A 23,463-nucleotide genomic window follows, 5' to 3' on the forward strand; every position below is an offset into this window, starting at 1 on the left:
GCTAAGGCTGTGGGCACCACAGTCGTGCCCACAGCCTTAGCTGGTGGCACGACGAACTAATGAACCCCGTCATTTTTGGCAATTCGCCTCACTTCCATGCTATTGCCTTCACCTTGAAGCACAGGGCAGCCTTTGGCAAACTCCACAGCTTCTTCCACCGAGGCTGCCCTTACGGTAATAAAACCGCCGATGGTTTCCTTGATGTCGCCGAAGGGGCCATTGGTCACGACCTTTTTCGAATTCACAACCCGTGCGTTGTCGAAGGGAAGGCCGGTGCCACTAACAAATTTGTTTTGCGCTGCAATACCACCAATCCAGTCCATGGTTTGCTTCATCCACTCCTGCATTTGCTCGGCCGAGGCCACTTTGGCCCCGTCTTCATGCCTCATGATCAATACATACTCATCCATGATAGTAATCTTTAATGTTTCAGATAATTGATTTATACCCTCATATCAAATGAGTATCGATCAATTGGACACGTAGTAGAAATTATTTTCGGGAAGTTAGGAAAGACTTTCAGTTTTCAGGAAATCGCCATCTACAATCAGTAGCTTCACACCCTTTTCTGACACTGAGCGGTGGGAGCTTAACCCATCGGAAACCACATAGCTCATTCCTTTACTCAAAATAAAGCTTTGACCATCCTCCATTTCGGTTTCAAATTCACCCTCAATGCAGTAAACAATATGCCCTTTCTGACACCAGTGATCTGCGAGGTAGCCAGCCCCATACTCAACAATACGCATTCTCAACCCCGGCAATTGGAGTGTTTGCCAAAAGGAGGTGCCGGTTTCACCAGGATGCTCGGTTTTGGGCACTGAATCCCAGTCGATGGTTTGGAAAGGAATGTTCATTGTATGCTCAGGGTTTGAAAGACAGCCCGGCAGATGCAAGGGCTTGTTGCAACTTCGGCAGGGTGGAGGGCCCCATACCATGAAGTTGCATTATCTCTGCTTCGGTGTGGTTGGCGAGCGCCTGCACGGTGGTGATACCCTTTCCCTGCAGGGCACGTCTGGCCGGCGCCACAAGCGTGCTCAGAAAGTCATCATCTGGTTTTTCTTCATTGGCACAAATGGGACACACGGGGCAGTCGCTGCTCTTGTAGTATTGATGGCCCTTTTTACAAGTTCTGAGTGTTTTTTCGGGAGGAGTCATGAGAGAAGGAATGCGTGTTCTGAAATTATGAAAAAGGATTTACCTGGCCGGATCTTCATCGAAATGGTTAATGCACGTGGGGAAGCCCACTGCTCTTCTCCCTTTTGAAGATCACAATGAACTCAGTAGTACTTCCACGATCAAATAAAAACCAGCTTTCAGTTACGGGCTCAAACTTCACCAAATCCCAGCCTTCGCCTCCCCACTCGTCAAAGTTGCGACTCAGCTCCGACTGGAAGTCCTTCTTTTTCAGGTGGGCAACGCTTATGGTTACGATCTTATATTCAAATTTCTGCATATCATCCTATCGACACTCTTCCCCCGTCTTTTGCGGATCGGTAAATAGCCTCCACTACCCGAATATCTTTAAGTCCTTCTTCTCCAGGTACCATCACGGCCTGCTTTTTCATAATGGCCATGGCATCGTCGTCCATTTGTTTGGCTTGCTCGTTGTTGATCGGCTTGTTCAGCTTAATGCCGTCGCTTGTTACTCCATCAATGCCGCTGTAGGCAGAGAATGGCTCCAGCTTGTACCAACCATTACTACAGTCGACCTGCATAGCATTCATGCCCCTGCCAAAGCTGGCCTCGCAGGCTGCTGTGGCTCCGCCCGGAAATTCAAGATCGAATACAATGGTTTCCTCTACTTCATGGTAAATCTCGGGCCTGGTTGTGGAGGCTTTGGCTGTGACGGCTATTGGTTCCAGTCCGGTAGCATATCGGGCAGCGTTGAGAGGGTAAACACCCATGTCGTACATTACACCGCCTCCCATTGCTTTGATCTGCTTCCAGTGGTCGGTGCGCCCTTCCCTGTAGCCGGCAGCAACGGTCACCTTTTGCACTTTGCCGTAGGTTTGGTCTTTTTGAAACCTCATGATTTGAATTGTATTGGGCTCATGTTGCATGCGGTAGCCTATGCTCAGCTTCACTTTGTTTTTGCTGGCGGCATCAATCATGCTTTGGCATTCGGCCTCACTCATCGCCATGGGTTTTTCACACCACACATGCTTGCCAGCATTGGCAGCTCTTATGCTGTATTCGGCGTGCATGGAGGGGGGGAGGACAACATAAATCACGTCTATGTCCGGGTTGTTGGCTAGCTGATCGTAGTTGTCGTAGTTGTAAACGTTTTTGTCTTTGATGTTGTACTTCTGCTGCCATTCAGGGATTTTGGACGGCGTGCCTGTGACAATGCCAGCAAGGTAGCAGTTTTGGGTGAGCTGTAGGGCTGGAGCCAGCAGGTCACGGCTGTAGTAGCCAAGCCCCACAAGGGCTACGCCGAGTTTATCCTTTTGGCGGGGAACGATGATATTGGCAAAAGCATGAGAGCTCAAAGCCAGGCCTGACAGGCCGACCAGCGATTGTCCGATAAATTTTCTTCTGTTACTCATAGGGCATTTTTTTTGAAATAGTCTTTCATTTTAATTCTTGTAGCCTGATCAGGTAACTCACCATAGCAAGAAGCCATATTCTCTTTCACATGTGCCACCTGTGTGGTGGCGGGAATGGTACAAGTAACAGCAGGGTTTGATATGATATACTTTAAAAAATATTCGGCCCAGCTATTAATACCATATTCCTTTGCCCAGTCAGGCAAAGAAACTCCCTGAATATAGTTAAAAAGGCCACCAGTTTCAAAGGGCTGGTTGATAATGACGGCAACACCATGATCAGCGGCAAGTGGAAGCAGGTAGTCTTCGGCTGCATTGCTGCGAATGGAAAGGTTGATTTGAATGAAATCCAGCTTTTCCTTTTTGATAATTTCAGCCAATTGTTTGTGGGTATGGTCGAGGTAATGAGTAACGCCGACATATTTGAGTTTGCCTTCTTCTTTCAAAGACCGAAGCGTTTCCAGGTGAGTCTCCAGGTCTACAAGGTTGTGTACCTGAAGCACCGAGGGCCATTTCCGAAAGTAGCCCAACGAATTTTCGATCTGTCCTTTGCCAGCAACCTTACCCTGTGTCCAAACTTTCGTTGCTACCCAAAGCTTATCCGTTACTTCCAGCTCTGCTGCAAGCTCTCCAATTACTTGTTCTGACCTGCCGTACATAGGAGAACTGTCAATCACCCGGCCTCCCTGGCTGATGAATTCTTTCAACACATTTCTCATAGGGGCCCTTTCGCTCTCCGATTGGCCTACATTGAAAGTCAGCCAGGAACCCATTCCTATGGCAGGGATTTGTTCTCCGGTTGATGGAATTGTTTTCATTAACATCTGGTTACCCAAAGCGGAAACGAGGCCAGGAGTGAGATAGAGGCCGGCTGCTGTTAACAGGCTTGTCTTCAAAAATGATTCTCTTGTCATTAGTTTAAAAATGATGCGGTAATCGAATAACTAACTGTACAAGTAGAGAAGAGAAACTAATTTACTGATTTAGAGGCTTTGAAACAAAAACACCCTGACTGGCACTCAACCAATCAGGGTGTTCGTCAACAAAGTTCCTGTAAGTTATCTCTCTATTCCGTTCTCAAAGAACTTGAGGGATTCATTGCAGCTGCTTTGTAAGAATGGACGCTCATCGTTAGCCAGGCGATAACGAAAGACAGGCCGCCGGCAAGGGCAAATACACCCACGCCAATAGTAGTGCGGTAGGCGAAGTCCTGTAGCCAGGCGTCCATGGCAAACCAGGCCAGGGGCACAGTGACCACGAAGGCAATCAGCACCAGCTTCATGAATTCCTTGCTGAGCAGTAAAATAATGGAGCTAATGGATGCGCCCAGCACTTTTCTGATGCCCACTTCTTTGGTGCGTTGTTCGGCGGTAAAGGCCGCAAGACCAAACAATCCGAGGCAGGCAATGAAGATGGCCAGTCCTGCAAAAATCCCGAATATCTCCCCGATTTTTTCTTCTGCCTTGTATTCAGCATTGAATTCCTCATCGTAAAAGGCGTATTCAAATGGCTGGCCCGGGGCAAACTCATCCCATTTACTGTGAAGGAAGCTAATGGCCTCTGCATATTCAATGGTATTCAGCTTGAAAGTAATTCTACTGGTGCTTTCGCCCAGGAAGATGACAGCAGGCCTTATGTCTGTTTTCAACGACTCAAAATGAAAGTCTTTGACAACCCCTATGACTTTAAACACTGCGATTGTTGGATTTTCCGGGCTACTGCCTTCGCCGTCGAAGGTGCCCAACTCCTGTCCAATGGGATCGTCGGCTATTCCAAATTGTTTGGCAGTCGCTTCGTTGATGATGATACTTGTAGAATCTGTGCCAAAGTCCTTTGAGAAGTTACGCCCTTCTATCAACTCCATGCCCAGGGTTGGGATATAGTCGTAGTCTACATAAAACATAGCAAGGGATGTAGTGCTGTTGCTCTTTGGGTTTCTTCCCGGGAACATCGCACTATTGTTGTTGTTTGACCTGATTGGTAAAAAGCCGCTAATAGAACCACTCTGGAAGTAGTCGTTGGCTACAACCTCATTTTTGAATGATTCGATTGACTTGTCCAGTACGTACGTGTTTTGTAGCACGATCAACTGCTCACGATCGTAGCCCAGTTTTTTTGTTTGAATATAGTCGAGCTGATCGAAAACGATAAGTGTACCAACCACCAGAAAGATAGAAATAGAGAATTGTAGCACCACCAATACACTTCTAAGTGAGCCGCTCTTCATGCCAATATTTAGCTTTCCCTTCAGGACACTGGCTGGCTGAAAGGCGCTGAGAAAGAATGCCGGATAGCTGCCGGCTAAAAGACCAACAACTATCAGGATTGCCACCAACGAGACTGCCAACGTGGGTGTGGCAAGAATGCCTAGGCTGAACACTTTCCCGGTAAGCTCATTGAAGTAGGGCAAGGCAACTGCCAGCAGTCCAATAGCCACTACAAAGGAAATAGCGGTGATAATTAAGGACTCCAAAAGAAACTGACTGACCAGGTTATGTCTGTAGGCGCCCATTACTTTTCTGACTCCCACTTCCTTGGCTCTGTTGGCAGAGCGGGCTGTAGCGAGGTTCATAAAATTGACGCAAGCAATGATCAGAATGAAAGCGGCAACCGCCGAAAAGATGTAGACATATTTGATGTCGCCCGGAGGGCCTAATTGGGCATCGACCTGAGAATGGAGGTGGATGTCGGTAACGGGCGTCATGTAGTAGCCGATGTTATTACCAGCCTCTGCGAAGTCTTCCATAGATGCGCCCATGAAGCGCTCCAGTTCCGGCCCAATATATTTCTCTACCATCTCAGGGAACTTGGTTTCCAGGTTTTCCACCGAAGCGCCTTCAGCCAGGCGGAAATAAGTTTGAAAATTTTGACTTAACCATATCGCATTTTTGGCTTCATCAAGTGTTTCCATACTCGCCAGAATATCAAAGTGGAAATGAGTGTTTTGAGGCAAAGGTGCCATCACACCAGTGATTTTGTAATCCTGATCGTTCGATATCTTTACCACTTTACCCACGGCCTCATCATCTCCAAAAAGCTTTTTGGCAAGGGCTTCTGTAATAACCAGCGTTTTCGGTTCTTTCAGTGCGGTGGCTGGGTCGCCTGATATCATGTTGACGCCGAAGAAATCGAATACATTGGCGTCAACATATGCCACACTTTCTTCTTTGTACACATCCTCACCATATTTAACCAGAAAGTAGCCCCTGGTTCTGAACCTCACATAGTCCTCCACTTCGGGGAAATCTTCCTTCATTTGCGGCCCCTGAGCAGCGCTAATGACTGCGATATTGAATTCATTACCGCCAAACCGACCAGTCATGTCCATCCGGTACATTCGTTCTGCATGCGGCAGGTGCTTGTCGAAACTGAGTTCATCCTGTACAAAAAAGATGATCAGCAGGAAGGAGCAGATGCCAATGGCCAGCCCCAGTATGTTGATGAGAGAGAAAAATTTGCTTCTTCGCAGCGAGCGAAAAGCAATGAGTAAGTAGTTGGTTAGCATAGTAGTCCTATTTTGAGTTTGATAACATCAACGGAAAAGGCGACGGTAGGTTGTATTGCAAGGTAGCTTTCTTTACCATTAAATTGTTTTGCATCTATTTGACAACATTGCTTTTGCCATGGTTACATGGCAGATGCAAAATAGTGATGAAGGGTTGCGTCGGAGGTCAGTTGTTAATTACCCGCTGCGTGGTATCGGCTTTTTGGATCAGCAGGGAGTCGGGGGGACTGGTGTCGGGGAGCACGGGTGAGTCGTAGTACACAGGAGGAGGGGTGGGGAGCTCGTCTTTATTTTTATTTGGGTCAACCAACGCATCCTTCACCTTTCGTAAAACATTAAGAAAGTTAAATGACTGAGGGCCGGCCATGGCAGCCCGTTGGTTCTCGGCTGCATCCATGCTGTATTTGCGGTAGTCATAAATGAGCACCTGCTGCGTAAGTGCCGCCATGTTCTTTTCCACGTTTTTGTATTCCTGGTCCGAGAGTTCGAGGGAAAGAATGGCTTGCTTAAACTTTTCGATGGAAGCGGGAAGCACCGTAATATTGGCATTCTCCATCATGATGGTGTCTTTTTGGAGCATCAGCTTGGTTTCAAAAACGGGCGAATTCAATCCCTTTGGAATAGTCAGCTGCTGCGTTTTGTAGCCAACGTACGAAACACTCACCGTGTCACTTTTGCCCACCCGCACCTTAAAAATACCTTTAAAGTCGGTAGTAGTAGCTCGCTCCTTCACCGTTATGTGAGCAAAAGGAAGGCCGGTATAACTCTCGTCTTCCAGTACCTGTCCAATTACCAACACTGAATCGGCCGAGCTCGATTGTGCATAGCTATTGCCATGGAACAAAACTGCAAAAAGAAGAGTAAGAATCAGGTTTCCCGATTGGCGCATTGCAGGTTTTTTGAGAGCACGAAATTACGGTTCTCTATAAGAATGCCAAAACAGGTGAAATAGTTGTAACGACGCTAATTATAAACGGATAAACAGGTAGTAGGTGTACGAAAAGAAGCAAAGGAGATATAGGAAGCCCTCAGCCCTGTCCAGCTTGTATTTTCCGAAAGTATACATAAAAACGAAGAGCATCATGGTGCCGCCCATGATTACATAAAGGTCAGTGTTAAGCACCGTGTCGAAAGTCAACGGGCTATATCCAGAGCTCACAAGACCCGAGGTTCCTAGCACCAGCAATAAATTGAAAACGTTGGAGCCTATGATGTTGCCTATGGCCAGGTCTGACTTCTTATGCAGGGCAGCTACCACGGTGGTGGCTAACTCGGGCAGGGACGTGCCCGCTGCGAGAATAGTCAAACCGATTAGCCTTTCGCTGACTTCAAAAAAACGGGCCATCGCCACCGCATTGTCAACAATCAGCTTCCCTCCAAAAGTAAGGCCGGCCAATCCGCCAATGACCATGAGTGTCGTCTTCACACTGGTAAAGACCACAATATCTTCTTCCTCTTCCGAACTTCCTCCTTTTTTGAGATTAAAGAAGATATAGAGCAGGAACATGGAAAACATGACGAGCAGAATCACGGAGTCGACTATGCTAAGGATGTTTTCTTTTGCTCCAAAAAAGAGGACATCGTTGACGAGAACAAAGAAAACTAGCGTGGCGAGAAGGGAGTAGGGGATTTCTTTCCAAAGGGAGCTCTTTTGAACAGAGATGGGGTAGATAACAGCTGCAATTCCCAGAATCAGGAACATGTTGAAGATGTTTGACCCAATGATGTTGCCAAACACCGCTCCATCGTAGCCCTCCGTTCCCGATATGATATTCACCACCAACTCTGGGGCGGAGGTGCCCATGGCAACTATGGTTAATCCAATTGCGATGTCTGAAACATGAAATCGTTTGGCAAGGGACGAGGCTCCGCTTACCAGAAAGTCTGCCCCCTTGATAAGGAGGACGAATCCTACAATAACTAAAACGATATTGATTAGTATTTCCACGGTCAATGAGGTCGATAGTTCAAATAAGGTATACTAATATAAATATTTTTAGATTTAGTTATATAATACAGCACGAAATCAGGGATGAATAGTCCAGGATTATATTCAAAAATGCAAAAAGCGTACATAAGAAAGGCCCATGGGTGCATGGGCCTTTCAAGAAAAAGCGGCAAATCTGCTATTTCAATTTCATATCAGCGATGATGCCATCAATTCTTTTCATCAGAAGGCCTTCGGCATTTTTGAGCTCTTCAGCAGTTTTCACCGGTGTGGTTACGCTAAAGTAGAATTTTATTTTTGGCTCTGTTCCTGAGGGCCTTGCGGAGATTTTGCTGCCATCCTCTGTGAAAAACTGCATCACGTCGGACTTAGGATAATCCAATTTGGAAGTTTTGCCTGTCACAAAGTCCCTTTCCTCCAGCAATGTGTAGTCTGCTAGTTTGAGCAGTTTACTACCGTTGATCGTTTTGGGTGGATTGGCTCTCAGGTCGTCCATCATTTGTTTGATCTCTTCCTGCCCTTTGATTCCCTTCTTTGTGAGCGAGATGAGGTGCTCTTTGTAGTAGCCAAATTTGAGGTACATCTCATTCAGCATCTGGAACAGGCTCATTCCCTTATCTTTGGCAAAAGCAGTCATTTCCGCAATGAAAGCACACGAGGCAATGGCGTCTTTGTCCCTCACAGAATCGCCTATCAGGTAGCCGTAGCTTTCTTCGCCACCACCAATAAAGGTTTCCTTGCCTTCGAGCTCTCTGATCAAAGCAGCAATGAACTTAAAGCCGGTGAGTGTTTCGTAGCATTTTACTTTGTAGCCGTCGGCGATTTTGGCAATGAGGTCGGTGGTGACGATGGTTTTTACCACAAACTGCTTGCCGTCGAGTTTGCCGTTGTTTTTCCACTGCTCCAGCAGGTAGTATACCAGCAGGGCTCCCGTTTGGTTGCCATTGAGGAGCTGAAATTCGCCTTTGTCATTTTTCACTGCTATGCCCACTCTGTCTGCATCGGGGTCGGTGGCCATTACGAGGTCAGCGTCAATGGCTTTCGCTTTTTTCAAAGCAATGCTCATAGCCTCAGCTTCTTCTGGGTTGGGATACACCACCGTGGGGAAGTTGCCATCGGGCGTGGCCTGTTCGTCTACAATGGTTACGTTTTCAAATCCCATTCTTTTCAGGATTTCGGGTACCAATGTAATGCCCGTGCCATGGATGGGCGAGAAGACTATTTTCAGATCCTTTTGCCGTTTGATGATATCAGGCGAAAGGCTTCCAGCTTTGATCGCCTCAAGGTAAGGCTCGTCTACTTCTTTGCTTATCTTTTCAATAAGCGAGTTGTTTGGTGCGAACTTTACGTCGTCGATGCTCTTGATATTACCTACTTCGGTTATGGTGTTCTTGTCGTGCGGTGCAATCATCTGTGCGCCGTCGTTCCAGTAGGCTTTGTAACCGTTGTATTCTTTAGGGTTGTGAGAAGCTGTGATGACTACACCACTTTGGCAGCCAAGGTGACGGATGGCAAAGGAAAGCTCGGGAGTGGGACGAAGTGCGTCAAAAAAATACACTTTGAAGCCATTGGCTGAAAATACATCGGCGGTTGTTTGAGCAAAGAATGGGCTGTTGTTACGACTGTCGTGAGCAATGGCCACTTTTACTTGCTTGCCGGGGTAGGTTTTTTTTAAGTAGTTGGCCAGCCCCTGGGTGGCCATGCCTATGGTGTATTTATTGATCCTGTTAGATCCAGTGCCCATAATGCCCCTGAGGCCGCCTGTGCCAAACTCAAGGTCTCTATAAAAGCATTCTATCAACTGGGATTTGTCGGTAGAAGCGACCATGGCCTCTACTTCTTTTCTGGCTGCGTCGTCAAGGTTTTTGCTCGATAGCCATTGTTTCGCTTTTATCAGGGCTTGCTGTTCCATAAATGTTCAGTTATTTTGAGAGGGGAATTTAGCAGATATGTTTTCAAGACAAAAGGGTCTTCGGATTTCTTCAGTAAAAATGAAGGCAATGCTAAAAATCTGAAGGCTTGCTTGAATCTTAAAGTAAGTATTCCAAAGTTTGTGCGCTTTAAACCTATTGAATAATCTCTTAAGAAAGCTTCGAATATGGATATCAATAAACTTGACAAGGCTCTCATTGACTTGGTAGAAACAAAGATTGCCTTAAGCGGACTTAGCTACGACGACCCAAAGTACGATGACCTTGAGGAGTTACTTCACGACCAGGAAGATGAGTTTGTTGAGAATTACGGCGACTATATTGAGGAGGCGCTTAGAGATGTGCATGATGAATTCTGCCCCGACAGTGAGGTGTTGCTGCCAATAGCCTATCTGGCAAATGAATACATTAAGAAGGAGGCAGACGGAAAGGTTACTTACACCACGCTGACCAATCAGGGTGTGCCGGTGGATATGGATGACTTTCCTGATAAAAAAACAAGGATTGTTCTTATTCCTGCTCCTACACGCCTGGTACTTATTGTTGATGCACAGAATCAGCAGGTTGTTTGGAAAGCGGAGTAACCAGGGTTAATCTACATTCTTTCAAACATCAAAATAACCGTTTCCTTCTGTGAGAAGGGTGTAGTATATTTTCTGTAGGTCGTTCGCCCGAAAATGGCTATCATTATCTGACCAGGCACACACGTGCCCGACTATTGTCAGATCATTTGTAAACCTACTTAATAATGAAAAAACACCTTATTCTTGCCGCCTTTGTGTGCTTTGCAGGTAATCTGCTGGCCCAAACCGGCAAAGTTTTCGACAACCTTACTGTTACAAGTAAAATACTGAAGAGCGAACGCAAGTTCGCTATCTATCTGCCACCAGACTATGAGACGTCGCAACGCAGCTACCCTGTGCTTTACTTATTGCATGGCGCTGGCGATGATCAAACCGGCTGGGTGCAGTTTGGTGAGGTGCTGCGGATTGCCGACAAGGCCATTCTGGATGGGACGGCCACAGCCATGATCATTGTGATGCCCGATGCTGACACCGGTGTGAGGGGCTACTTCAATACTATCGATGGCAAGTGGAACTACGAGGACTTCTTTTTTCAGGAGTTAATGCCTCATGTGGAAAAAACGTATCGGATCAAGGCAGACAAGCGCAACAGAGCAGTGGCTGGCCTGTCCATGGGAGGTGGGGGCACGTTTATTTATGCGCTGCACCACCCTGAGTTATTCTCTTCGGCATGTCCATTGAGTGCCAGCACAGGCCCCCTCACTCCTGAGGACGGTCGCCGGTGGCTGGAACGAAGCGGCACTGAAAACCCTACGCAAGCCCAGCTGGAAGATTACTACGACAAGTTTGGTGTGAATAAGATCATTGACGGCATGGAGGCTGAAAAGCTGAAGTCAGTGAAGTGGTATATTGACTGTGGCGACGACGACTTCCTATACGAAGGCAATTCGCTGGTTCATATAGCCCTGCGCAAGAAAGAGGTGCCTCATGAGTTCAGAATAAGAGACGGTGGCCACAACTGGACCTACTGGCGAACAGCCTTGCCAACGGTGTTGTCTTTTGTGTCAGACACCTTTCACCAGAAGTAAAAACAAAAGGGCGGTTGAAAGACCGCCCTTTATTGTGTTGTTTACCTGGAAACCTTATGCATGTTCCCGAAAGAGCTTCTCAAGCTGATAGCCAGGCACTGCGCCTGACTGCCGCCATTTGATTTGCCCGCCTTTAAAAAGAATAAAAGTCGGAACACCCGTTACCCGGTAGCTTTGCGCTGCCTTTGGGTTTTTGTCCACATCAATTTTGATGATTTTGGCCCTGTCCCCCAATTTACGTTTCACATCATCCAGCACTGGAGCCATTGCTTTGCATGGCCCACACCAACTGGCAGTAAAGTCAACCAATACTGGTTGCTCACTTTTTATCAATTCAGAAAATGATAGCTTGCTCATAATGTTATTTCACTTCCTCATAAACCGTTTCCTGGTCAGGTAAGTTCTCTTTTTTTGAAGTTGTTGGTACTGCACAGCCACCGGCTCCACAACACCCGGTATTGGTGACAGCCTGAAACAGGAAAAGCGCAGCCAGAACGCCTGACAACACATCGCTTAACTGAATAGCCTGGGCTGCCAGGAAAACTCCAAATCCAAGCCTGAGCCACCTCGCAAAATGCCATCCCGTGGTCACTAATTCGTAGATCTTTGTCATAAGGTCTGGAGAAAAACAAGGCTTGCAGGCGTATGACTGAAGTGTTTAAACGACTGCTTTCTCGAACTGCAAGCTTACTTGTCTAACTGGGTAGTTATCTTAATTTATTTTGAAGGCTCATCCAGCCACCGCCATTGTGCACGGTGTAGCCTTTGGATTTAAGAAGGCTTTTAGCTGATCCGCTTCGCATGCCCGATGCGCAGCAGGTTATAATGGTCTTTTCTTTCTTCAACTTTCCAAGGTTATTTCCCAGCACCTGAAGGGGGATGTTGATAGCACCCTTTACATGGCCACCAGTATATTCCCCTTTTGTGCGAACGTCCACTATGATGGCACCGTCCTTCACCAACTGCTTTAAATCAACAGATGGCCCCATGCCTAGCATGTTTTTTATTGTTTGAATCATATGATTAGCTGTTGACCATTTCCATATTTACCTCAAGCCACGAACCGCCGTTAGAGCAGTCGATCCCCTGGGCTTTTAAGAAACCAGTTGCCTGGCCACTTCTGTTGCCACTAGCGCAGCAAAGAATGATAGGCTGAGCCATTTTCTTGATCTCCTGAACTTTTGAAGTGATGTCTTGTAATGGAATGTTGATTGATCCCCGTACGTGTCCACCCATGAATTCTCCTGGAGTACGCACGTCTATTACTGTTGCGTTCTTACTCATTTTAGATATAAAGTTTATTTAATAAGATTATTTTTTCTTTGTACTAATGCCAAACGGTAGATAAAGCGGACAAACTCCAATGAAGCTTGTGAGAATAAAAACGCCCGCAAGTATCAATAAAATAGTGGCGGCCATACCGGACAACTGCCCAAAGTAGTAAAGTGCGCCGATGACCAGTGCCAAAACAATTCTGATCACCTTGTCGATTGAACCCATATTTGCTTTCATGATAGTCGTATGATTAGAGGTTTATGTTCTAATACGATACAAATATCCGACAGCAATCGGGCGAAGTATGTGACTTTGGTTACGTTGGAATTTTTTTTGAAAAAAGAAGCCTTCAGTCCTGTAGTTAGCTGAACCCAAGAGTGTCCCTCACCCTATCTAACACCTTTCGGGCAATCACTCTGGCTTTTGCCTCTCCTTCCTGTAGTTTGGCCTCCAACTCATCCTCATGAGTCATGAAGTAGTCAAAGGTTGCTCGCTCTTTGGCGAAGTGAGCAAGTATTAGTTCCAGTAGTTCTTTTTTGGCATGGCCGTAGCCGTAGTTGCCTCCCAGGAATTTACCCCGCATAGCTTCGACATCGGAAGGTGATGCCAGCAGGCTGTAAAGTCTGAATACATTATTTGTATCAGGATCCTTCGGCTCTTCCAGAGGAGTAGCGTCTGTTACGATAGACATCACCTGTTTTTTGAGGTCCTTTTCAGAGGCAAAAATATCGATTGTGTTGCCGTAAGACTTGCTCATTTTCTGACCATCGATACCCGGTATTGTCATAAGCTGCTGGTCAATCCGGGCTTCCGGCATAACAAACACCTCGCCATAGCGGCTGTTGAAAGCCCCTGCGATGTCTCTGGCCATTTCCAGGTGCTGCAGCTGGTCTTTTCCTACCGGCACCACATTGGCATCATAGAGCAAGATATCAGCTGCCATCAGCACAGGATACACGAAAAGCCCAGCATTGACATCAGCCAGCCTGTCCGATTTGTCCTTGAACGAATGGGCGTTCTGCAACATAGGAAATGGCGTGAAGCAGCTCAGGTGCCAGGCCAGCTCCGTTACCTCTGTTACCCTCGACTGACGATAGAATATATTTTTGTCGGTATCGAACCCACAGGCAAGCCAGGCAGCGGCAACTGCTTTGGTGTTTTCTCTTCTTACATCGGCATCCTTGATGCTGGTTAACGAATGCAGGTCAGCGATAAAGAAGAGGGAATCGTTCTTTTCCTGCCTTGAAAGTTCAATGGCCGGAATGATGGCTCCCATCAAATTACCTAAATGTGGTTTCCCTGAACTCTGTATGCCTGTAAGTATCCTTGCCATTGATCAAATTTTGGGCAAAGTAAATAAAAATCTTACGTTGATGCGTCAGTAATAGTGATAAGTGTTGATCGTTAACTGCCGACTGCGTTATTTCGTAACAAGTTTAGGATGAAAAATATGGAGACAATGAAAAGGCTGGTATTTACATTTTTGGTGAGCAGTTTGCTGTTTTTTGCTGCGAGCAATGCGATAGCGCAAAGTGGCGCTGTTGCCGAGTTTACCGAAACAGAACATGATTTTGGAGATGTAAAGGAAGAGGAAGGCCCCATTACCCACACTTTTGAGTTTGTGAACAAAGGCAATGCACCTCTGGTGATATCCAGTGTGAAAGCCTCGTGTGGCTGTACTACTCCGGGTTGGAGCCAGGAGCCTGTATTACCCGGAGAAAAAGGTTTTGTCAAAGCGCAGTACAACCCTGCCAACCGCCCGGGGTCGTTTCGAAAGTCGCTAACCGTTACCAGCAACTCATCTGCCGGTGCCACCAGCTATTTGTATATCAAGGGCAATGTGACGCCCAAGCCCCGTACACCTGCCGATGACTATCCGAGCAAATTGGGAAACACCCGGTTCAAGTACCGGTCGATGAACTTCGGTGTGATTACAACTGAAAAGCCCATAACGAAAGAATTTGAGGTATATAACGACAGCGACGCAGCCATCACATTCAAAGAGAACATAGAAGCGCCGGCTCACATCAAGGTGTCGTATGATCCTTTGATTTTGGAGCCTAAGAAGGTAGGCAAGGTGGTGGTTACTTATGATGCAAAAGAAAAAGCCAGGTTTGGCTACAATTCCGATAACGTGAAGCTTTTTACTGATGAGTCAGAGAATGGTGAGAAGCTTCTTTATGTGCTGGCCACGATAGAAGAGTATTTTCCACCGATGACAGATGCCGAAAAAGCCAAAGCAGCGAGGTTGTCGTTTCAGGAAGTGACTCATGATTTTGGAAGGATTCAGCAAAGCGCCAGCGTTTCGTTTGACTTCGTTTATACCAATACAGGCAAATCTCCACTCAATATCAGAGACACCCGAACCAACTGTGGTTGCACTGTTTCTACCGTAAGCAAAGAGGATTTAAAGCCGGGCGAAACCGGTAAACTGTCAGTTACCTTCGACCCCAAAGGACGAAAGGGAACACAACAGAAGACCATTACAATTTTCTCCAATGACCCAACAGCCTCAGCGCAGACGCTGACGGTGAAGGCTTATGTAGAGTAAAAAGTATCTCAAAATTCACACAGTATGAAAGCCGCTCCAGAGCGGCTTTTTGCATTTAAGAGACCCGCTTCTAAATGACGGGAATTTACTTTAACGAGTCTGTGTTCATCCGAAGTGTTTTTGTGTCAAAAACAGTAATTGTCATATGGAAATAGGAATAGACAGCTTTGCTTCGATTGTGTCGGATAGTGAATCCGGTGTTGAGGCAGACAGCATGCAGGCGATGGCCAATTTGCTTGAACGCATTGAACATGCGGATAAATCTGGGTTGGATGTGTTTGGCATTGGTGAACATCATCGCAGGGAGTTCCTCGATTCCTCTACCGTCACCATTCTGGCGGCGGCGGCCGCTCGTACTAAAACCATAAGGCTAACAAGCGCCGTAGCAGTGCTAAGCGCTGCCGATCCGGTGAGGGTGCTCCAAAGCCATGCGACGCTCGACCTCATTTCCAAAGGCAGAGCGGAAATGGTGGTAGGCAGGGGCTCTTCCATCGAAGCCTTTCCTCTTTTTGGCTTCGACCTGAAGGACTATGATCAGCTTTTTGCTGAGAAGCTGGGGCTTCTGCTGCATATCCGTGACAATGAAATTGCCAACTGGTCAGGTAAATTCCGGCCGAGGCTCGTGGATCAACCTATCTACCCAAGACCAGTTCAAACCCCATTGCCTATTTGGCTGGGAGTGGGAGGCACGCCGCAGTCATTTGCCAGGGCTGGTATGCTTGGATTGCCTCTCATGGTGGCCATCATCGGCGGCGATACGCATCGTTTTCGCCCGCTGGTTGATTTGTATAGAAAGGCCTGGCTGGAAGCCGGCCATCCAGAAGACAAAATGAAAGTAGGGCTGCACTCCCTGGGGTATGTGGCAAACACGACAGAAGAAGCTATAGCAGACTACTTCCCGGGCTTTTCGGCCAACATGACGAGACTGGGGAAAGAGCGTGGGTGGCCACCAATGACCAGAGAGCGATTTGAAATGGCACGGGCACCCCTGGGTTCGTTGCTTTTGGGAAGCCCCGAGGAAGTGGCTGAGAAAATTTTACGGCACAGCGAGGCATTAGGAGGCATAGATCGGGTGACTTTCCAAATGGACAATGCCAACCTTCCTCATGAAAAAACCATGCAGGCTTATGACCTGATTGGTACGAGAATAAAACCGTTGATTCAGGGGTAGCGGCTAGATCTTTATCGTAGCAGGTCTGGGGGAAATGAGGTGCATCAGTATGAGCGCTACCACATAAGCGCACCCACAAATGATGAAAAGCACGCTGTAGCCGGCATTAATGTCTCCAAGCGCTTTGTAGTAGTCTAGCAACCGCCCCACAACAATTGGAAACAGCACACCACCAAGGGCGCCCGCTAATGTGCCAATACCAATCAGGCTGCTGATGACCTTTTTTGGGAATTCATCTCCTATGGTTGTGAGAATGTTGGCGCTCCAACCCTGATGCGATGCCGCCGCCAGGCTGACTAATGCGACGGCGATCCATAAATTACTTAAGAACTGCGCCAACATAATCGGGACGACGCAAAGGGCAAAGACAAGCATGGACACTCTTCTGGCTTTGAAGATGGGCCAACCCTTTTTGATTAGCCAGCTCGACAGGTAGCCACCCCCGATGCTACCCAGGGTGGTGGCTGTGTAAATAATCGCCAGCAGCAGACTTGGCTTGGTGAAGTCGACCTGAAAGGCATTGACAAAGTAGGAGGGAAGCCAAAACAAGAAGAACCACCAAATGGGGTCTGAAAGGAATTTGCCGACAATAAATGCCCAGGTTTGACGGAAGGAAAGCAGTTTGAGCCACGAAACCCTTGCGGTACTTTCATCTTTTTCTTCATCATCGCTGTGGATGTAGTCGTATTCCTCCTTGCTTAGTCTTTTTTGCGATACCGGGATGTCGTAGAATCTCCACCACAAGACGAGCCATACAAACCCCATGGCTCCGGTAAGTATAAAGGCTTCTTCCCAGCCCCATAGGGAGACGATAATGGGTACGAGGATGGGCGCCACAATAGCTCCAACGTTGGTGCCGCTAATGAAAATACCAGTAGCCAACGCCCGCTCTTTCTTGGGGAACCATTCCGCTACCGTTTTGATGGCTGTGGGTAAATTCATAGCCTCACTGAGGCCCAGAACGGCTCTTACTGAGGCAAAGCCAATAGTTCTCGTGGTTATTGCATGTGCCATGGAAGCAAGGCTCCAAATGATCAACGAAAGGGAGTAGCCCAATTTGGTTCCGATTCTGTCGATGAGTCCGCCAAAGCTGAGTAATCCCAAAGCATAAGAGGCTGTGAAAGCCATCACCACATGGCTGTAGTCGATTTCACTCCAGCCAAAGTACTGCTCCAGCGTAGGCTTAAGTATGCCTATGACTTGTCGGTCCACATACCGGAGGGTGGTGGCGTAGAACAATAAGGCACAAACATACCAGCGATAGTTCTTTATTACGCTTGATTTGAGCGAATGAGAAGAGTCGGCTGGCATGTGCGTTGGCTAATTTCGAAAATGCGTTGGATTCGTTGCAATGTTGCTACGAATCAAAAACCAAAATAGGTTTTAGCGTTGTTGTAGCAAACATCCTCTACCATTTGACCGAGCAGCTCCATATCATTTGGAAGCTCACCGTTTTTCACATCTTCGCCGATAAGGTTGCAAAGTATTCTTCTGAAGTATTCGTGCCTGGGAAAGGACAGAAAGCTTCTGGAATCGGTAACCATCCCCACAAAAACAGAGAGAAGGCCCATGTTAGACAGTGTGTTCATTTGCTTCTCCATGCCATCTTTCTGGTCGAGGTACCACCAGCCGCTTCCCCATTGCATTTTCCCGGCAGTTGTTCCGTCGTTGAAATTGCCAGTCATGGTGGCGAATAGCTCGTTATCGGCCGGATTGAGGTTGTAGAGGATGGTTTTAGCTAGCTGGTTTGAGCTATCAAGGTGATTGAAGTACCTGGCCATGGTTTGAGCCTGTGGGAAGTCGCCAATGGAATCAAAGCCAGTGTCGGGGCCAAGCTCCCGTAGCATCCTGTCGTTGTTATTTCTTAAGGCTCCAAGGTGAAATTGCTGTACCCAGCCTTTGCTGTGGTAAAGTGTGCTGAGGTGGCTTAGGATAATAAAGCGGAGACCAATTGCTTCAGCAGTAGTAAGCGGGTGCCCTTCCAAAGCCTGAACAAAAAGCTTCTCAGCTTCTTTTTCGGTAATGTTGCTAAAAGGGAGCGTCTCCAGCCCGTGATCTGCCGCACGGCAGCCGTGGTCATGAAAGTAATTTACTCTGTTTTCAAGGGCTGTGAATAGGCCCTGAAGAGAGCTGATGCTGACAGAAGAGGCTTCTGCTAATTTTTGCACATAGGCAGCATACGATGCGGAGCCAGCAAATGTATATGCTTTGTCCGGCCGGAAGGCTGGCAGCATTTTGAGCGTTTTTGAAGACTGCATTGCCTCATGGTAGTGCAGGTCGTCGCAGGGATCGTCCGTTGTGCAAACTACCTCTGCTTTCATTTTTGCCAGCAAGCCCTGCACCCTGAAATCTTCCCTTTGCAGCATGTTGGAACAATCTTCATAGATCTTCCGGGCACTTTTACCGTTGAGAAGTTCTGTCACACCAAAATACCTTTGAAGCTCCAGGTGAGTCCAGTGGTAAAGCGGATTGCGCATGGTTTTTGGCACTGTCTCCGCCCACTTCACAAACTTCTCTTCAGGCGAGGCATTGCCGGTGCAGTAGCGCTCATCAACGCCATTGATTCGCATTGCCCTCCATTTGTAGTGGTCGCCCTCCAACCAGATTTCAGTAAGATCTGAAAACTGACGGTTCTCAGCAATATCTTTTGGCGAAAGGTGATTGTGGTAGTCTACGATGGAAGCATTTTTAGCATGCTTGTTATATAGTTGTTTTGCTTCTTCCGATTGTAAAAGGAAGTCCTCGGTTAAAAAGGTTGGGTTCATGTTTAGGTGTTAATCGTAAGAAGTCTTGTTGGTTGCATGCATCCTATAGGCATGTGATTAAAATATTGAGGCAATTGCTAACTAAACTCCACAATAGGCATTAAATCCGCCGTCAACTGGTACCACCACCCCGGTAACAAATTTGGAGGCATCGGAGCACAGCCAAAGTAGCGTGCCAATGAGCTCTTCGGCGTCGCCAAATCGTCCAAATGGTGTTTGGTTGATCACAGCATTTCCCCGGGCTGTTAGTGTACCATCAGGGTTAGTTAACAACGTCCTATTTTGTTCGGTGAGGAAAAAGCCGGGAGCAATGGCATTTACACGTATGCCTTCGCCCACTTTTTTGGCCATTTCTACCGCAAGCCACTGCGTGAAATTGTCAATAGCAGCTTTTGCAGCTGAATAGCCCACCACCCTGGTGATGGGCCGGAAAGCCGACATCGACGAAATGTTGATGATAATGCCCTTTTTGTTGGCGGCCATTACCTCGCCAAATATTTGGGAAGGTAGTACCGTGCCCAGCAGATTCAAATCAACTACCTGCTGAAAAGCCTTGGTATCAAGGTCGAAGAATGTTTTGTCGGGAGAGATAGTAGCTCCCGGCATGTTGCCGCCAGCTGCATTGACCAAAATGTCGATTTGCCCGGTCGCCTTCAGAATACCTTTTTTTACATCTAACAGGTTGTCTTTGTCCAGTACATCGGTCTTGAAAAAGCTGGCTTTACCGCCGGTTTTTTCAATGTCATTGACAAGGCTTTTGCCTGCATCTTCTCTTCTGCCGAGAACGACCACATGAGCACCTGCAGCGGCCATATTTTTCGCCATCACAGAGCCCAATATGCCGGTGCCACCGGTGATTACAATTGTTTTGCCTTCTACCGAAAATAGTTGGTTGGGGGATTGATTCATGAATTGCCTACTTGTTAAACTCTTTGAACTGTTTGTTCATTTCTTCGTCACTCAAAAACTTACCGGAGCTGAGTAGCACCATGTGGTTGAAAACGATAGATTCTCCAGGGTTCAGCGTGGTAGTGAACTCCGGATCGGTGGGAACATATGATTTGGATGCAAGATTGTTGACAGCAAACAACCCGTAACCACGAGCATGCCAGTGTGCCGGATAGCCCATGTTTTTCTTGTTGTCTACCATGGCAATGGTAATATCTTCGCTTCCTTTAGTTGCAGAAAGGCTGACCCAGTCGGCACGCTTGCCCCATACATCACCTTTTTCAAGTCCACCGCTGTTTCTGTACACACCGTTTACACCTTCGTTGTTAAGGGCGGCTACGGTTGTTGGATTGCCGGCGGCGTCAGTAAATACTTCCGGCTTGTTGCTGGGCTCTTCAAATGCACGATCTAATCTGATGCCCATCATGCCTTCCTTCGACTCCTCAAAAACCACCTTGTCTTTCTGGGCTGTGAGCTTCGTTGTGCGATCGATAGTGCGCAGGTCGTCTGTTCCTGAAAAGGTGAAAGTTGTTTCTTCAACCATGAGCACCTTGCCTGAGCTGTCTACCCAATTCGATTGCACCACCAATGTGCCTTTGGTTTTGCCGCCTTCTGCTTTTATCACTTTTTGATGGCGGATGCTGCCATAATCCTTCTTTTGATCAGCAGGAATGGCATACGAGTTGTTCCAAAAGTCAAGATTGTTTACATCTCCATAATTGAACCAAAGGCCTACGTGATGAGGGTGGTCTACCCGCTCTCCTCCTCTGGGATCTCTGGGGAAGCCTCTGGTAATCACTGTGCCGTTTGCGGTATATATGGGATATAGAACTGGTTTATCCAGGTCTTCGGGATAGATATAAGATGTGAAGAGTTTTCCATCTATCATCACATCTACCTTTTTGTTCTTTTCGTCAGTTACAAACTTCACACCCTTCATTTGCGCATACCCAACATGGGCGATCAGTGTAAACAGGAATAACACAGCACCTGTTTTTGCAATTTTACCTAGTAGATCCATTAATGATGTAATTTATATTTTGATTTTGGATGAGTTTACAAATTGTCATAGTTATGACGAAATTTTCATGGTCAATCCTTACATGTCTCCCGCTTTTTTCTGGTGCCCAGGAGTAAACTAAGGGTGGTAAAAGAAAAATCCGTCTTAGAGTAATAAAGTGCTTTTTTTTACCGGGCATTCTCAATTCGTTCATACCATTCTAAGCTTTTCATATCGCTGTTACATAGCGAATAAAAAGCGGTTCACAATATTATAAAAACCTACTTTACTATCATGAAAAAGCCAGAACCATTCACCCGAAGAAAATTTATTAAAAACACTACGGGAGCTGCCATTGTGCTGAGTTTTCCAACCATTATCCCATCAAGTGCCTTTGGAGCCAACGACAAGGTGCAGGTGGCTGTACTTGGAGTAAATGGCCGGGGGAAAGATCACATCAAGGGATTTCAGGGCCTTGAAAACGCTCAGGTGGCGACACTGTGTGACCCTGATAAAAATATCCTGACCACCAGGGCAGGAGAATTTGAAGCAACATACGGCGCTAAGGTGAAAATGGAGCAGGACCTGAGAAAGGTGTTTAATGACAAGAACATTGACGCAGTGAGCATTGCCACGCCAAATCACTGGCACACGCTGGCCGCCATTTGGGCCATGCAGGCAGGTAAGGATGTTTACGTGGAAAAGCCAGGAACTCATAACCTTTACGAGGGTAAGAAATTGATTGAAGCTGCCAAAAAGTACAATCGTGTGGTTCAGCATGGCGTGCAATTGAGGAGTTCAGTGGCCATACAGGAGGCTATTCAGCACCTGCGTGACGGACTTATAGGTAATGTTTATATGGCCAGGGGGCTTGTGTTCAAGTGGAGACCCGATATTGGCAACAAAGGAACGGAACCTGTACCAGCAGGACTGGATTATGATCTTTGGACAGGGCCTGCTGAGATGCGGGACTTTTCCAGAAACTACGTGCACTACAACTGGCACTGGAGCTGGAACTATGGCAACGGCGACGTAGGAAACCAGGGGATTCACGAAACCGACCTGTGCATGTGGGGCCTGGACGTTGGACTGCCAACAAAGATCACCTCAATGGGAGGGAAGTTCCTGTGGGATGATTACAAAGAAACCCCTGAAGTGTTGACTTCTACCTACCACTATCCGGATCAAAAGAAGATGATTCAGTTCGAGGTTCGCCCATGGATGACCAACAAGGAAGATGGGGTCGGTATTGGAAACATCTTTTACGGTAGTGAGGGGTACATGGTGGTGAATGGCTACAACGAGTACCAAACCTTTTTGGGAAGGGATAAAACGCCTGGGCCAACAAGAAAAGAGGGGGGCAGCCACTATCAAAACTTTGTCGATGCAGTGCTGGCCAAAAACCCAGCCATGTGCAATGCGCCCGTTGAGACGGCCCACTTGTCGTCAGGCCTGGCTCACCTGGGGAATATTGCCTATCATACGGGTCGTGTTTTAACCTTCGACCCAAAAACGGAAACATTTCCGGGTGACGATGAGGCCAATGCCATGACGAAAAGAGAGTACCGGGCGCCGTACGCCATTCCGAAAAAGATATAAAGCTCAGGAGGCAGCGATTGACATCTCTATGAGAAAAGGCTGTCCCTAAAAGACCCCAAACAACTCAATATCAAAAATGAGATTGGAGTTCTTAGGGATGGCCACCTTGCCGGAATTGTCAAGAACATCATTTGCCCCATAGCCAAGTCCTGAAGGAATATATAATGTGATGGTAGACCCGTTTGGAATAAGGGGTAGTGTTGTTTGGAAGCCGGCTATGAGTCTGTAAAGATAGGTTTCCAGTTTATCGCCGGCGTCAAATTCCTCGCCTGTGCTAAGCAGCTTGCCTGAGTATTTAATCCACACAACGCTTTCCAATATGGGCTTTTCCCCATTGCCCAATGCGTCAATTTTGTAACGAACGCCATTTGGTTCTGTCAAAACAATATCTTTGAGGCCCCAAACCGCCAGCGAATCGTCAATGATCTTTGTATCTGTTTCCAGCTGAGTCTGATCTACATTTTTAAGTGTGCTGTCCAAAACATCTTGGGCAGTCAGGGGTTCGGCTACATCTTTGTTGCATCCTGAAAAGAGAAAAATGAATGCTGCCAGGAAAATATTTGCTTTCAAGGCAAAGGTTCTATTTAGTACAATCCTCATTAGTTAAGG

26 protein-coding genes are annotated in these 23,463 nt (G+C 47.1%); 5 read left to right on the forward strand and 21 right to left on the reverse strand.

Going from position 1 to position 23,463, the window contains the following annotated elements; all coding sequences use genetic code 11:
• Positions 1–56 precede the first annotated feature (56 nt).
• The 10 genes from RIG68_RS19795 to RIG68_RS19840 all read right to left on the reverse strand — a co-directional run bounded on the left by RIG68_RS19795 (position 57) and on the right by RIG68_RS19840 (position 9,914).
• A complete protein-coding gene (locus RIG68_RS19795) occupies positions 57–410 on the reverse strand; it encodes a YciI family protein (protein ID WP_350087559.1) in 354 nt (117 codons plus the stop codon).
• Between the two features lie 96 nt (positions 411–506).
• Positions 507–857: a DHCW motif cupin fold protein gene (locus tag RIG68_RS19800; RefSeq protein ID WP_350126194.1), complete on the reverse strand. Its 351-nt coding sequence runs from the start codon at positions 855–857 to the stop codon at positions 507–509.
• 7 nt (positions 858–864) lie between these two features.
• Positions 865–1,158, reverse strand: coding sequence for an RNA polymerase alpha subunit C-terminal domain-containing protein (locus RIG68_RS19805; RefSeq protein ID WP_350126197.1), 294 nt, complete (start codon positions 1,156–1,158; stop codon positions 865–867).
• A 67-nt stretch (positions 1,159–1,225) separates the two neighbouring features.
• Positions 1,226–1,456, reverse strand: coding sequence for a DUF4177 domain-containing protein (locus tag RIG68_RS19810; protein WP_350126200.1), 231 nt, complete (start codon positions 1,454–1,456; stop codon positions 1,226–1,228).
• A 1-nt stretch (position 1,457) separates the two neighbouring features.
• Positions 1,458–2,549, reverse strand: coding sequence for a Gfo/Idh/MocA family protein (locus RIG68_RS19815; RefSeq protein ID WP_350087547.1), 1,092 nt, complete (start codon positions 2,547–2,549; stop codon positions 1,458–1,460).
• Positions 2,546–3,463 carry an aldo/keto reductase gene (locus RIG68_RS19820; RefSeq protein WP_350126203.1) on the reverse strand — a complete coding sequence of 306 codons (918 nt, stop codon included), beginning with the start codon at positions 3,461–3,463 and terminating at the stop codon, positions 2,546–2,548. Before RIG68_RS19820 ends, RIG68_RS19815 begins: the two co-directional genes overlap by 4 nt.
• A gap of 152 nt (positions 3,464–3,615) precedes the next feature.
• Positions 3,616–6,054 (reverse strand): ABC transporter permease, encoded by a 2,439-nt coding sequence (locus tag RIG68_RS19825; protein ID WP_350126206.1) that lies wholly within the window; start codon positions 6,052–6,054, stop codon positions 3,616–3,618.
• Positions 6,055–6,220: 166 nt separating this feature from the next.
• On the reverse strand, positions 6,221–6,943 hold the full coding sequence (locus tag RIG68_RS19830) for a carboxypeptidase-like regulatory domain-containing protein (RefSeq protein WP_350126209.1): 723 nt from the start codon (positions 6,941–6,943) through the stop codon (positions 6,221–6,223).
• Positions 6,944–7,021: 78 nt separating this feature from the next.
• Positions 7,022–8,002 carry a calcium/sodium antiporter gene (locus RIG68_RS19835; RefSeq protein WP_350071022.1) on the reverse strand — a complete coding sequence of 327 codons (981 nt, stop codon included), beginning with the start codon at positions 8,000–8,002 and terminating at the stop codon, positions 7,022–7,024.
• A gap of 178 nt (positions 8,003–8,180) precedes the next feature.
• The gene (locus tag RIG68_RS19840) at positions 8,181–9,914 is read right to left on the reverse strand and encodes a phospho-sugar mutase (protein ID WP_350126212.1); all 1,734 of its coding nucleotides are present in this window, start codon (positions 9,912–9,914) and stop codon (positions 8,181–8,183) included.
• 186 nt (positions 9,915–10,100) lie between these two features.
• Between RIG68_RS19840 and RIG68_RS19845 the strand changes: the two genes are divergently transcribed.
• Both RIG68_RS19845 and RIG68_RS19850 read left to right on the forward strand, forming a co-directional pair.
• Positions 10,101–10,517 carry a hypothetical protein gene (locus RIG68_RS19845; RefSeq protein ID WP_151998525.1) on the forward strand — a complete coding sequence of 139 codons (417 nt, stop codon included), beginning with the start codon at positions 10,101–10,103 and terminating at the stop codon, positions 10,515–10,517.
• Between the two features lie 164 nt (positions 10,518–10,681).
• A complete protein-coding gene (locus RIG68_RS19850; protein WP_350126215.1) occupies positions 10,682–11,545 on the forward strand; it encodes an alpha/beta hydrolase in 864 nt (287 codons plus the stop codon).
• A gap of 54 nt (positions 11,546–11,599) precedes the next feature.
• On the opposite strand, the gene trxA is transcribed toward RIG68_RS19850, so the two are convergent.
• The 6 genes from trxA to trpS form a co-directional block, all read right to left on the reverse strand.
• A complete protein-coding gene (gene trxA, locus RIG68_RS19855) occupies positions 11,600–11,902 on the reverse strand; it encodes a thioredoxin (protein WP_350126218.1) in 303 nt (100 codons plus the stop codon).
• Positions 11,903–11,906: 4 nt separating this feature from the next.
• Entirely contained in the window at positions 11,907–12,158 is a 252-nt protein-coding gene (locus RIG68_RS19860; protein ID WP_350126221.1) for a hypothetical protein, read from the reverse strand.
• A gap of 94 nt (positions 12,159–12,252) precedes the next feature.
• A complete protein-coding gene (locus RIG68_RS19865; RefSeq protein WP_350126224.1) occupies positions 12,253–12,564 on the reverse strand; it encodes a rhodanese-like domain-containing protein in 312 nt (103 codons plus the stop codon).
• Positions 12,565–12,568: 4 nt separating this feature from the next.
• Positions 12,569–12,829, reverse strand: coding sequence for a rhodanese-like domain-containing protein (locus RIG68_RS19870; protein ID WP_350126227.1), 261 nt, complete (start codon positions 12,827–12,829; stop codon positions 12,569–12,571).
• A 27-nt stretch (positions 12,830–12,856) separates the two neighbouring features.
• Positions 12,857–13,057, reverse strand: a complete 201-nt coding sequence (locus tag RIG68_RS19875; protein WP_350126230.1) for a YgaP family membrane protein — start codon at positions 13,055–13,057, stop codon at positions 12,857–12,859.
• Between the two features lie 124 nt (positions 13,058–13,181).
• Positions 13,182–14,153, reverse strand: a complete 972-nt coding sequence (trpS, locus tag RIG68_RS19880) for a tryptophan--tRNA ligase (protein ID WP_350126233.1) — start codon at positions 14,151–14,153, stop codon at positions 13,182–13,184.
• A 126-nt stretch (positions 14,154–14,279) separates the two neighbouring features.
• Here trpS and RIG68_RS19885 point away from each other — a divergent pair, with 126 nt between their 5' ends.
• Together RIG68_RS19885 and RIG68_RS19890 are read left to right on the forward strand one after the other, a co-directional pair.
• On the forward strand, positions 14,280–15,371 hold the full coding sequence (locus RIG68_RS19885) for a DUF1573 domain-containing protein (protein ID WP_350126236.1): 1,092 nt from the start codon (positions 14,280–14,282) through the stop codon (positions 15,369–15,371).
• A gap of 145 nt (positions 15,372–15,516) precedes the next feature.
• A complete protein-coding gene (locus RIG68_RS19890) occupies positions 15,517–16,542 on the forward strand; it encodes an LLM class flavin-dependent oxidoreductase (RefSeq protein WP_350126239.1) in 1,026 nt (341 codons plus the stop codon).
• Positions 16,543–16,545: 3 nt separating this feature from the next.
• Here RIG68_RS19890 and RIG68_RS19895 read toward each other — a convergent pair whose 3' ends face one another.
• The 4 genes from RIG68_RS19895 to RIG68_RS19910 form a co-directional block, all read right to left on the reverse strand.
• Positions 16,546–17,853, reverse strand: a complete 1,308-nt coding sequence (locus tag RIG68_RS19895; protein ID WP_350126242.1) for an MFS transporter — start codon at positions 17,851–17,853, stop codon at positions 16,546–16,548.
• Positions 17,854–17,906: 53 nt separating this feature from the next.
• Positions 17,907–19,307 (reverse strand): glucuronate isomerase, encoded by a 1,401-nt coding sequence (gene uxaC / locus RIG68_RS19900; protein ID WP_350126245.1) that lies wholly within the window; start codon positions 19,305–19,307, stop codon positions 17,907–17,909.
• 81 nt (positions 19,308–19,388) lie between these two features.
• On the reverse strand, positions 19,389–20,216 hold the full coding sequence (locus tag RIG68_RS19905; protein WP_350126248.1) for an SDR family oxidoreductase: 828 nt from the start codon (positions 20,214–20,216) through the stop codon (positions 19,389–19,391).
• 7 nt (positions 20,217–20,223) lie between these two features.
• Complete coding sequence (locus RIG68_RS19910) at positions 20,224–21,276, reverse strand: DUF6807 domain-containing protein (RefSeq protein ID WP_350126251.1); 1,053 nt, start codon at positions 21,274–21,276, stop codon at positions 20,224–20,226.
• 273 nt (positions 21,277–21,549) lie between these two features.
• On the opposite strand from RIG68_RS19910, the gene RIG68_RS19915 reads away from it, so the two are divergent.
• A complete protein-coding gene (locus tag RIG68_RS19915; RefSeq protein ID WP_350126254.1) occupies positions 21,550–22,854 on the forward strand; it encodes a Gfo/Idh/MocA family protein in 1,305 nt (434 codons plus the stop codon).
• 45 nt (positions 22,855–22,899) lie between these two features.
• Here RIG68_RS19915 and RIG68_RS19920 read toward each other — a convergent pair whose 3' ends face one another.
• Positions 22,900–23,454 (reverse strand): FKBP-type peptidyl-prolyl cis-trans isomerase, encoded by a 555-nt coding sequence (locus RIG68_RS19920; RefSeq protein WP_350126257.1) that lies wholly within the window; start codon positions 23,452–23,454, stop codon positions 22,900–22,902.
• Positions 23,455–23,463 lie beyond the last annotated feature (9 nt).

Origin of the sequence: Imperialibacter sp. (assembly GCF_040222385.1) — a bacterium.
Classification (GTDB): domain Bacteria; phylum Bacteroidota; class Bacteroidia; order Cytophagales; family Cyclobacteriaceae; genus Imperialibacter.

Bases quoted from the DNA above. Each gene is read 5' to 3' on its own strand.
- RIG68_RS19795 (WP_350087559.1), bottom strand. From the start codon at position 410: ATGGATGAGTATGTATTGATCATGAGGCATGAAGACGGGGCCAAAGTG.
- RIG68_RS19800 (WP_350126194.1), bottom strand. From the start codon at position 857: ATGAACATTCCTTTCCAAACCATCGACTGGGATTCAGTGCCCAAAACC.
- RIG68_RS19805 (WP_350126197.1), bottom strand. From the start codon at position 1,158: ATGACTCCTCCCGAAAAAACACTCAGAACTTGTAAAAAGGGCCATCAA.
- RIG68_RS19810 (WP_350126200.1), bottom strand. From the start codon at position 1,456: ATGCAGAAATTTGAATATAAGATCGTAACCATAAGCGTTGCCCACCTG.
- RIG68_RS19815 (WP_350087547.1), bottom strand. From the start codon at position 2,549: ATGAGTAACAGAAGAAAATTTATCGGACAATCGCTGGTCGGCCTGTCA.
- RIG68_RS19820 (WP_350126203.1), bottom strand. From the start codon at position 3,463: ATGACAAGAGAATCATTTTTGAAGACAAGCCTGTTAACAGCAGCCGGC.
- RIG68_RS19825 (WP_350126206.1), bottom strand. From the start codon at position 6,054: ATGCTAACCAACTACTTACTCATTGCTTTTCGCTCGCTGCGAAGAAGC.
- RIG68_RS19830 (WP_350126209.1), bottom strand. From the start codon at position 6,943: ATGCGCCAATCGGGAAACCTGATTCTTACTCTTCTTTTTGCAGTTTTG.
- RIG68_RS19840 (WP_350126212.1), bottom strand. From the start codon at position 9,914: ATGGAACAGCAAGCCCTGATAAAAGCGAAACAATGGCTATCGAGCAAA.
- RIG68_RS19845 (WP_151998525.1), top strand. From the start codon at position 10,101: ATGGATATCAATAAACTTGACAAGGCTCTCATTGACTTGGTAGAAACA.
- RIG68_RS19850 (WP_350126215.1), top strand. From the start codon at position 10,682: ATGAAAAAACACCTTATTCTTGCCGCCTTTGTGTGCTTTGCAGGTAAT.
- trxA (WP_350126218.1), bottom strand. From the start codon at position 11,902: ATGAGCAAGCTATCATTTTCTGAATTGATAAAAAGTGAGCAACCAGTA.
- RIG68_RS19860 (WP_350126221.1), bottom strand. From the start codon at position 12,158: ATGACAAAGATCTACGAATTAGTGACCACGGGATGGCATTTTGCGAGG.
- RIG68_RS19865 (WP_350126224.1), bottom strand. From the start codon at position 12,564: ATGATTCAAACAATAAAAAACATGCTAGGCATGGGGCCATCTGTTGAT.
- RIG68_RS19870 (WP_350126227.1), bottom strand. From the start codon at position 12,829: ATGAGTAAGAACGCAACAGTAATAGACGTGCGTACTCCAGGAGAATTC.
- RIG68_RS19875 (WP_350126230.1), bottom strand. From the start codon at position 13,057: ATGAAAGCAAATATGGGTTCAATCGACAAGGTGATCAGAATTGTTTTG.
- trpS (WP_350126233.1), bottom strand. From the start codon at position 14,153: ATGGCAAGGATACTTACAGGCATACAGAGTTCAGGGAAACCACATTTA.
- RIG68_RS19885 (WP_350126236.1), top strand. From the start codon at position 14,280: ATGAAAAGGCTGGTATTTACATTTTTGGTGAGCAGTTTGCTGTTTTTT.
- RIG68_RS19890 (WP_350126239.1), top strand. From the start codon at position 15,517: ATGGAAATAGGAATAGACAGCTTTGCTTCGATTGTGTCGGATAGTGAA.
- RIG68_RS19895 (WP_350126242.1), bottom strand. From the start codon at position 17,853: ATGCCAGCCGACTCTTCTCATTCGCTCAAATCAAGCGTAATAAAGAAC.
- uxaC (WP_350126245.1), bottom strand. From the start codon at position 19,307: ATGAACCCAACCTTTTTAACCGAGGACTTCCTTTTACAATCGGAAGAA.
- RIG68_RS19905 (WP_350126248.1), bottom strand. From the start codon at position 20,216: ATGAATCAATCCCCCAACCAACTATTTTCGGTAGAAGGCAAAACAATT.
- RIG68_RS19910 (WP_350126251.1), bottom strand. From the start codon at position 21,276: ATGGATCTACTAGGTAAAATTGCAAAAACAGGTGCTGTGTTATTCCTG.
- RIG68_RS19915 (WP_350126254.1), top strand. From the start codon at position 21,550: ATGAAAAAGCCAGAACCATTCACCCGAAGAAAATTTATTAAAAACACT.
- RIG68_RS19920 (WP_350126257.1), bottom strand. From the start codon at position 23,454: ATGAGGATTGTACTAAATAGAACCTTTGCCTTGAAAGCAAATATTTTC.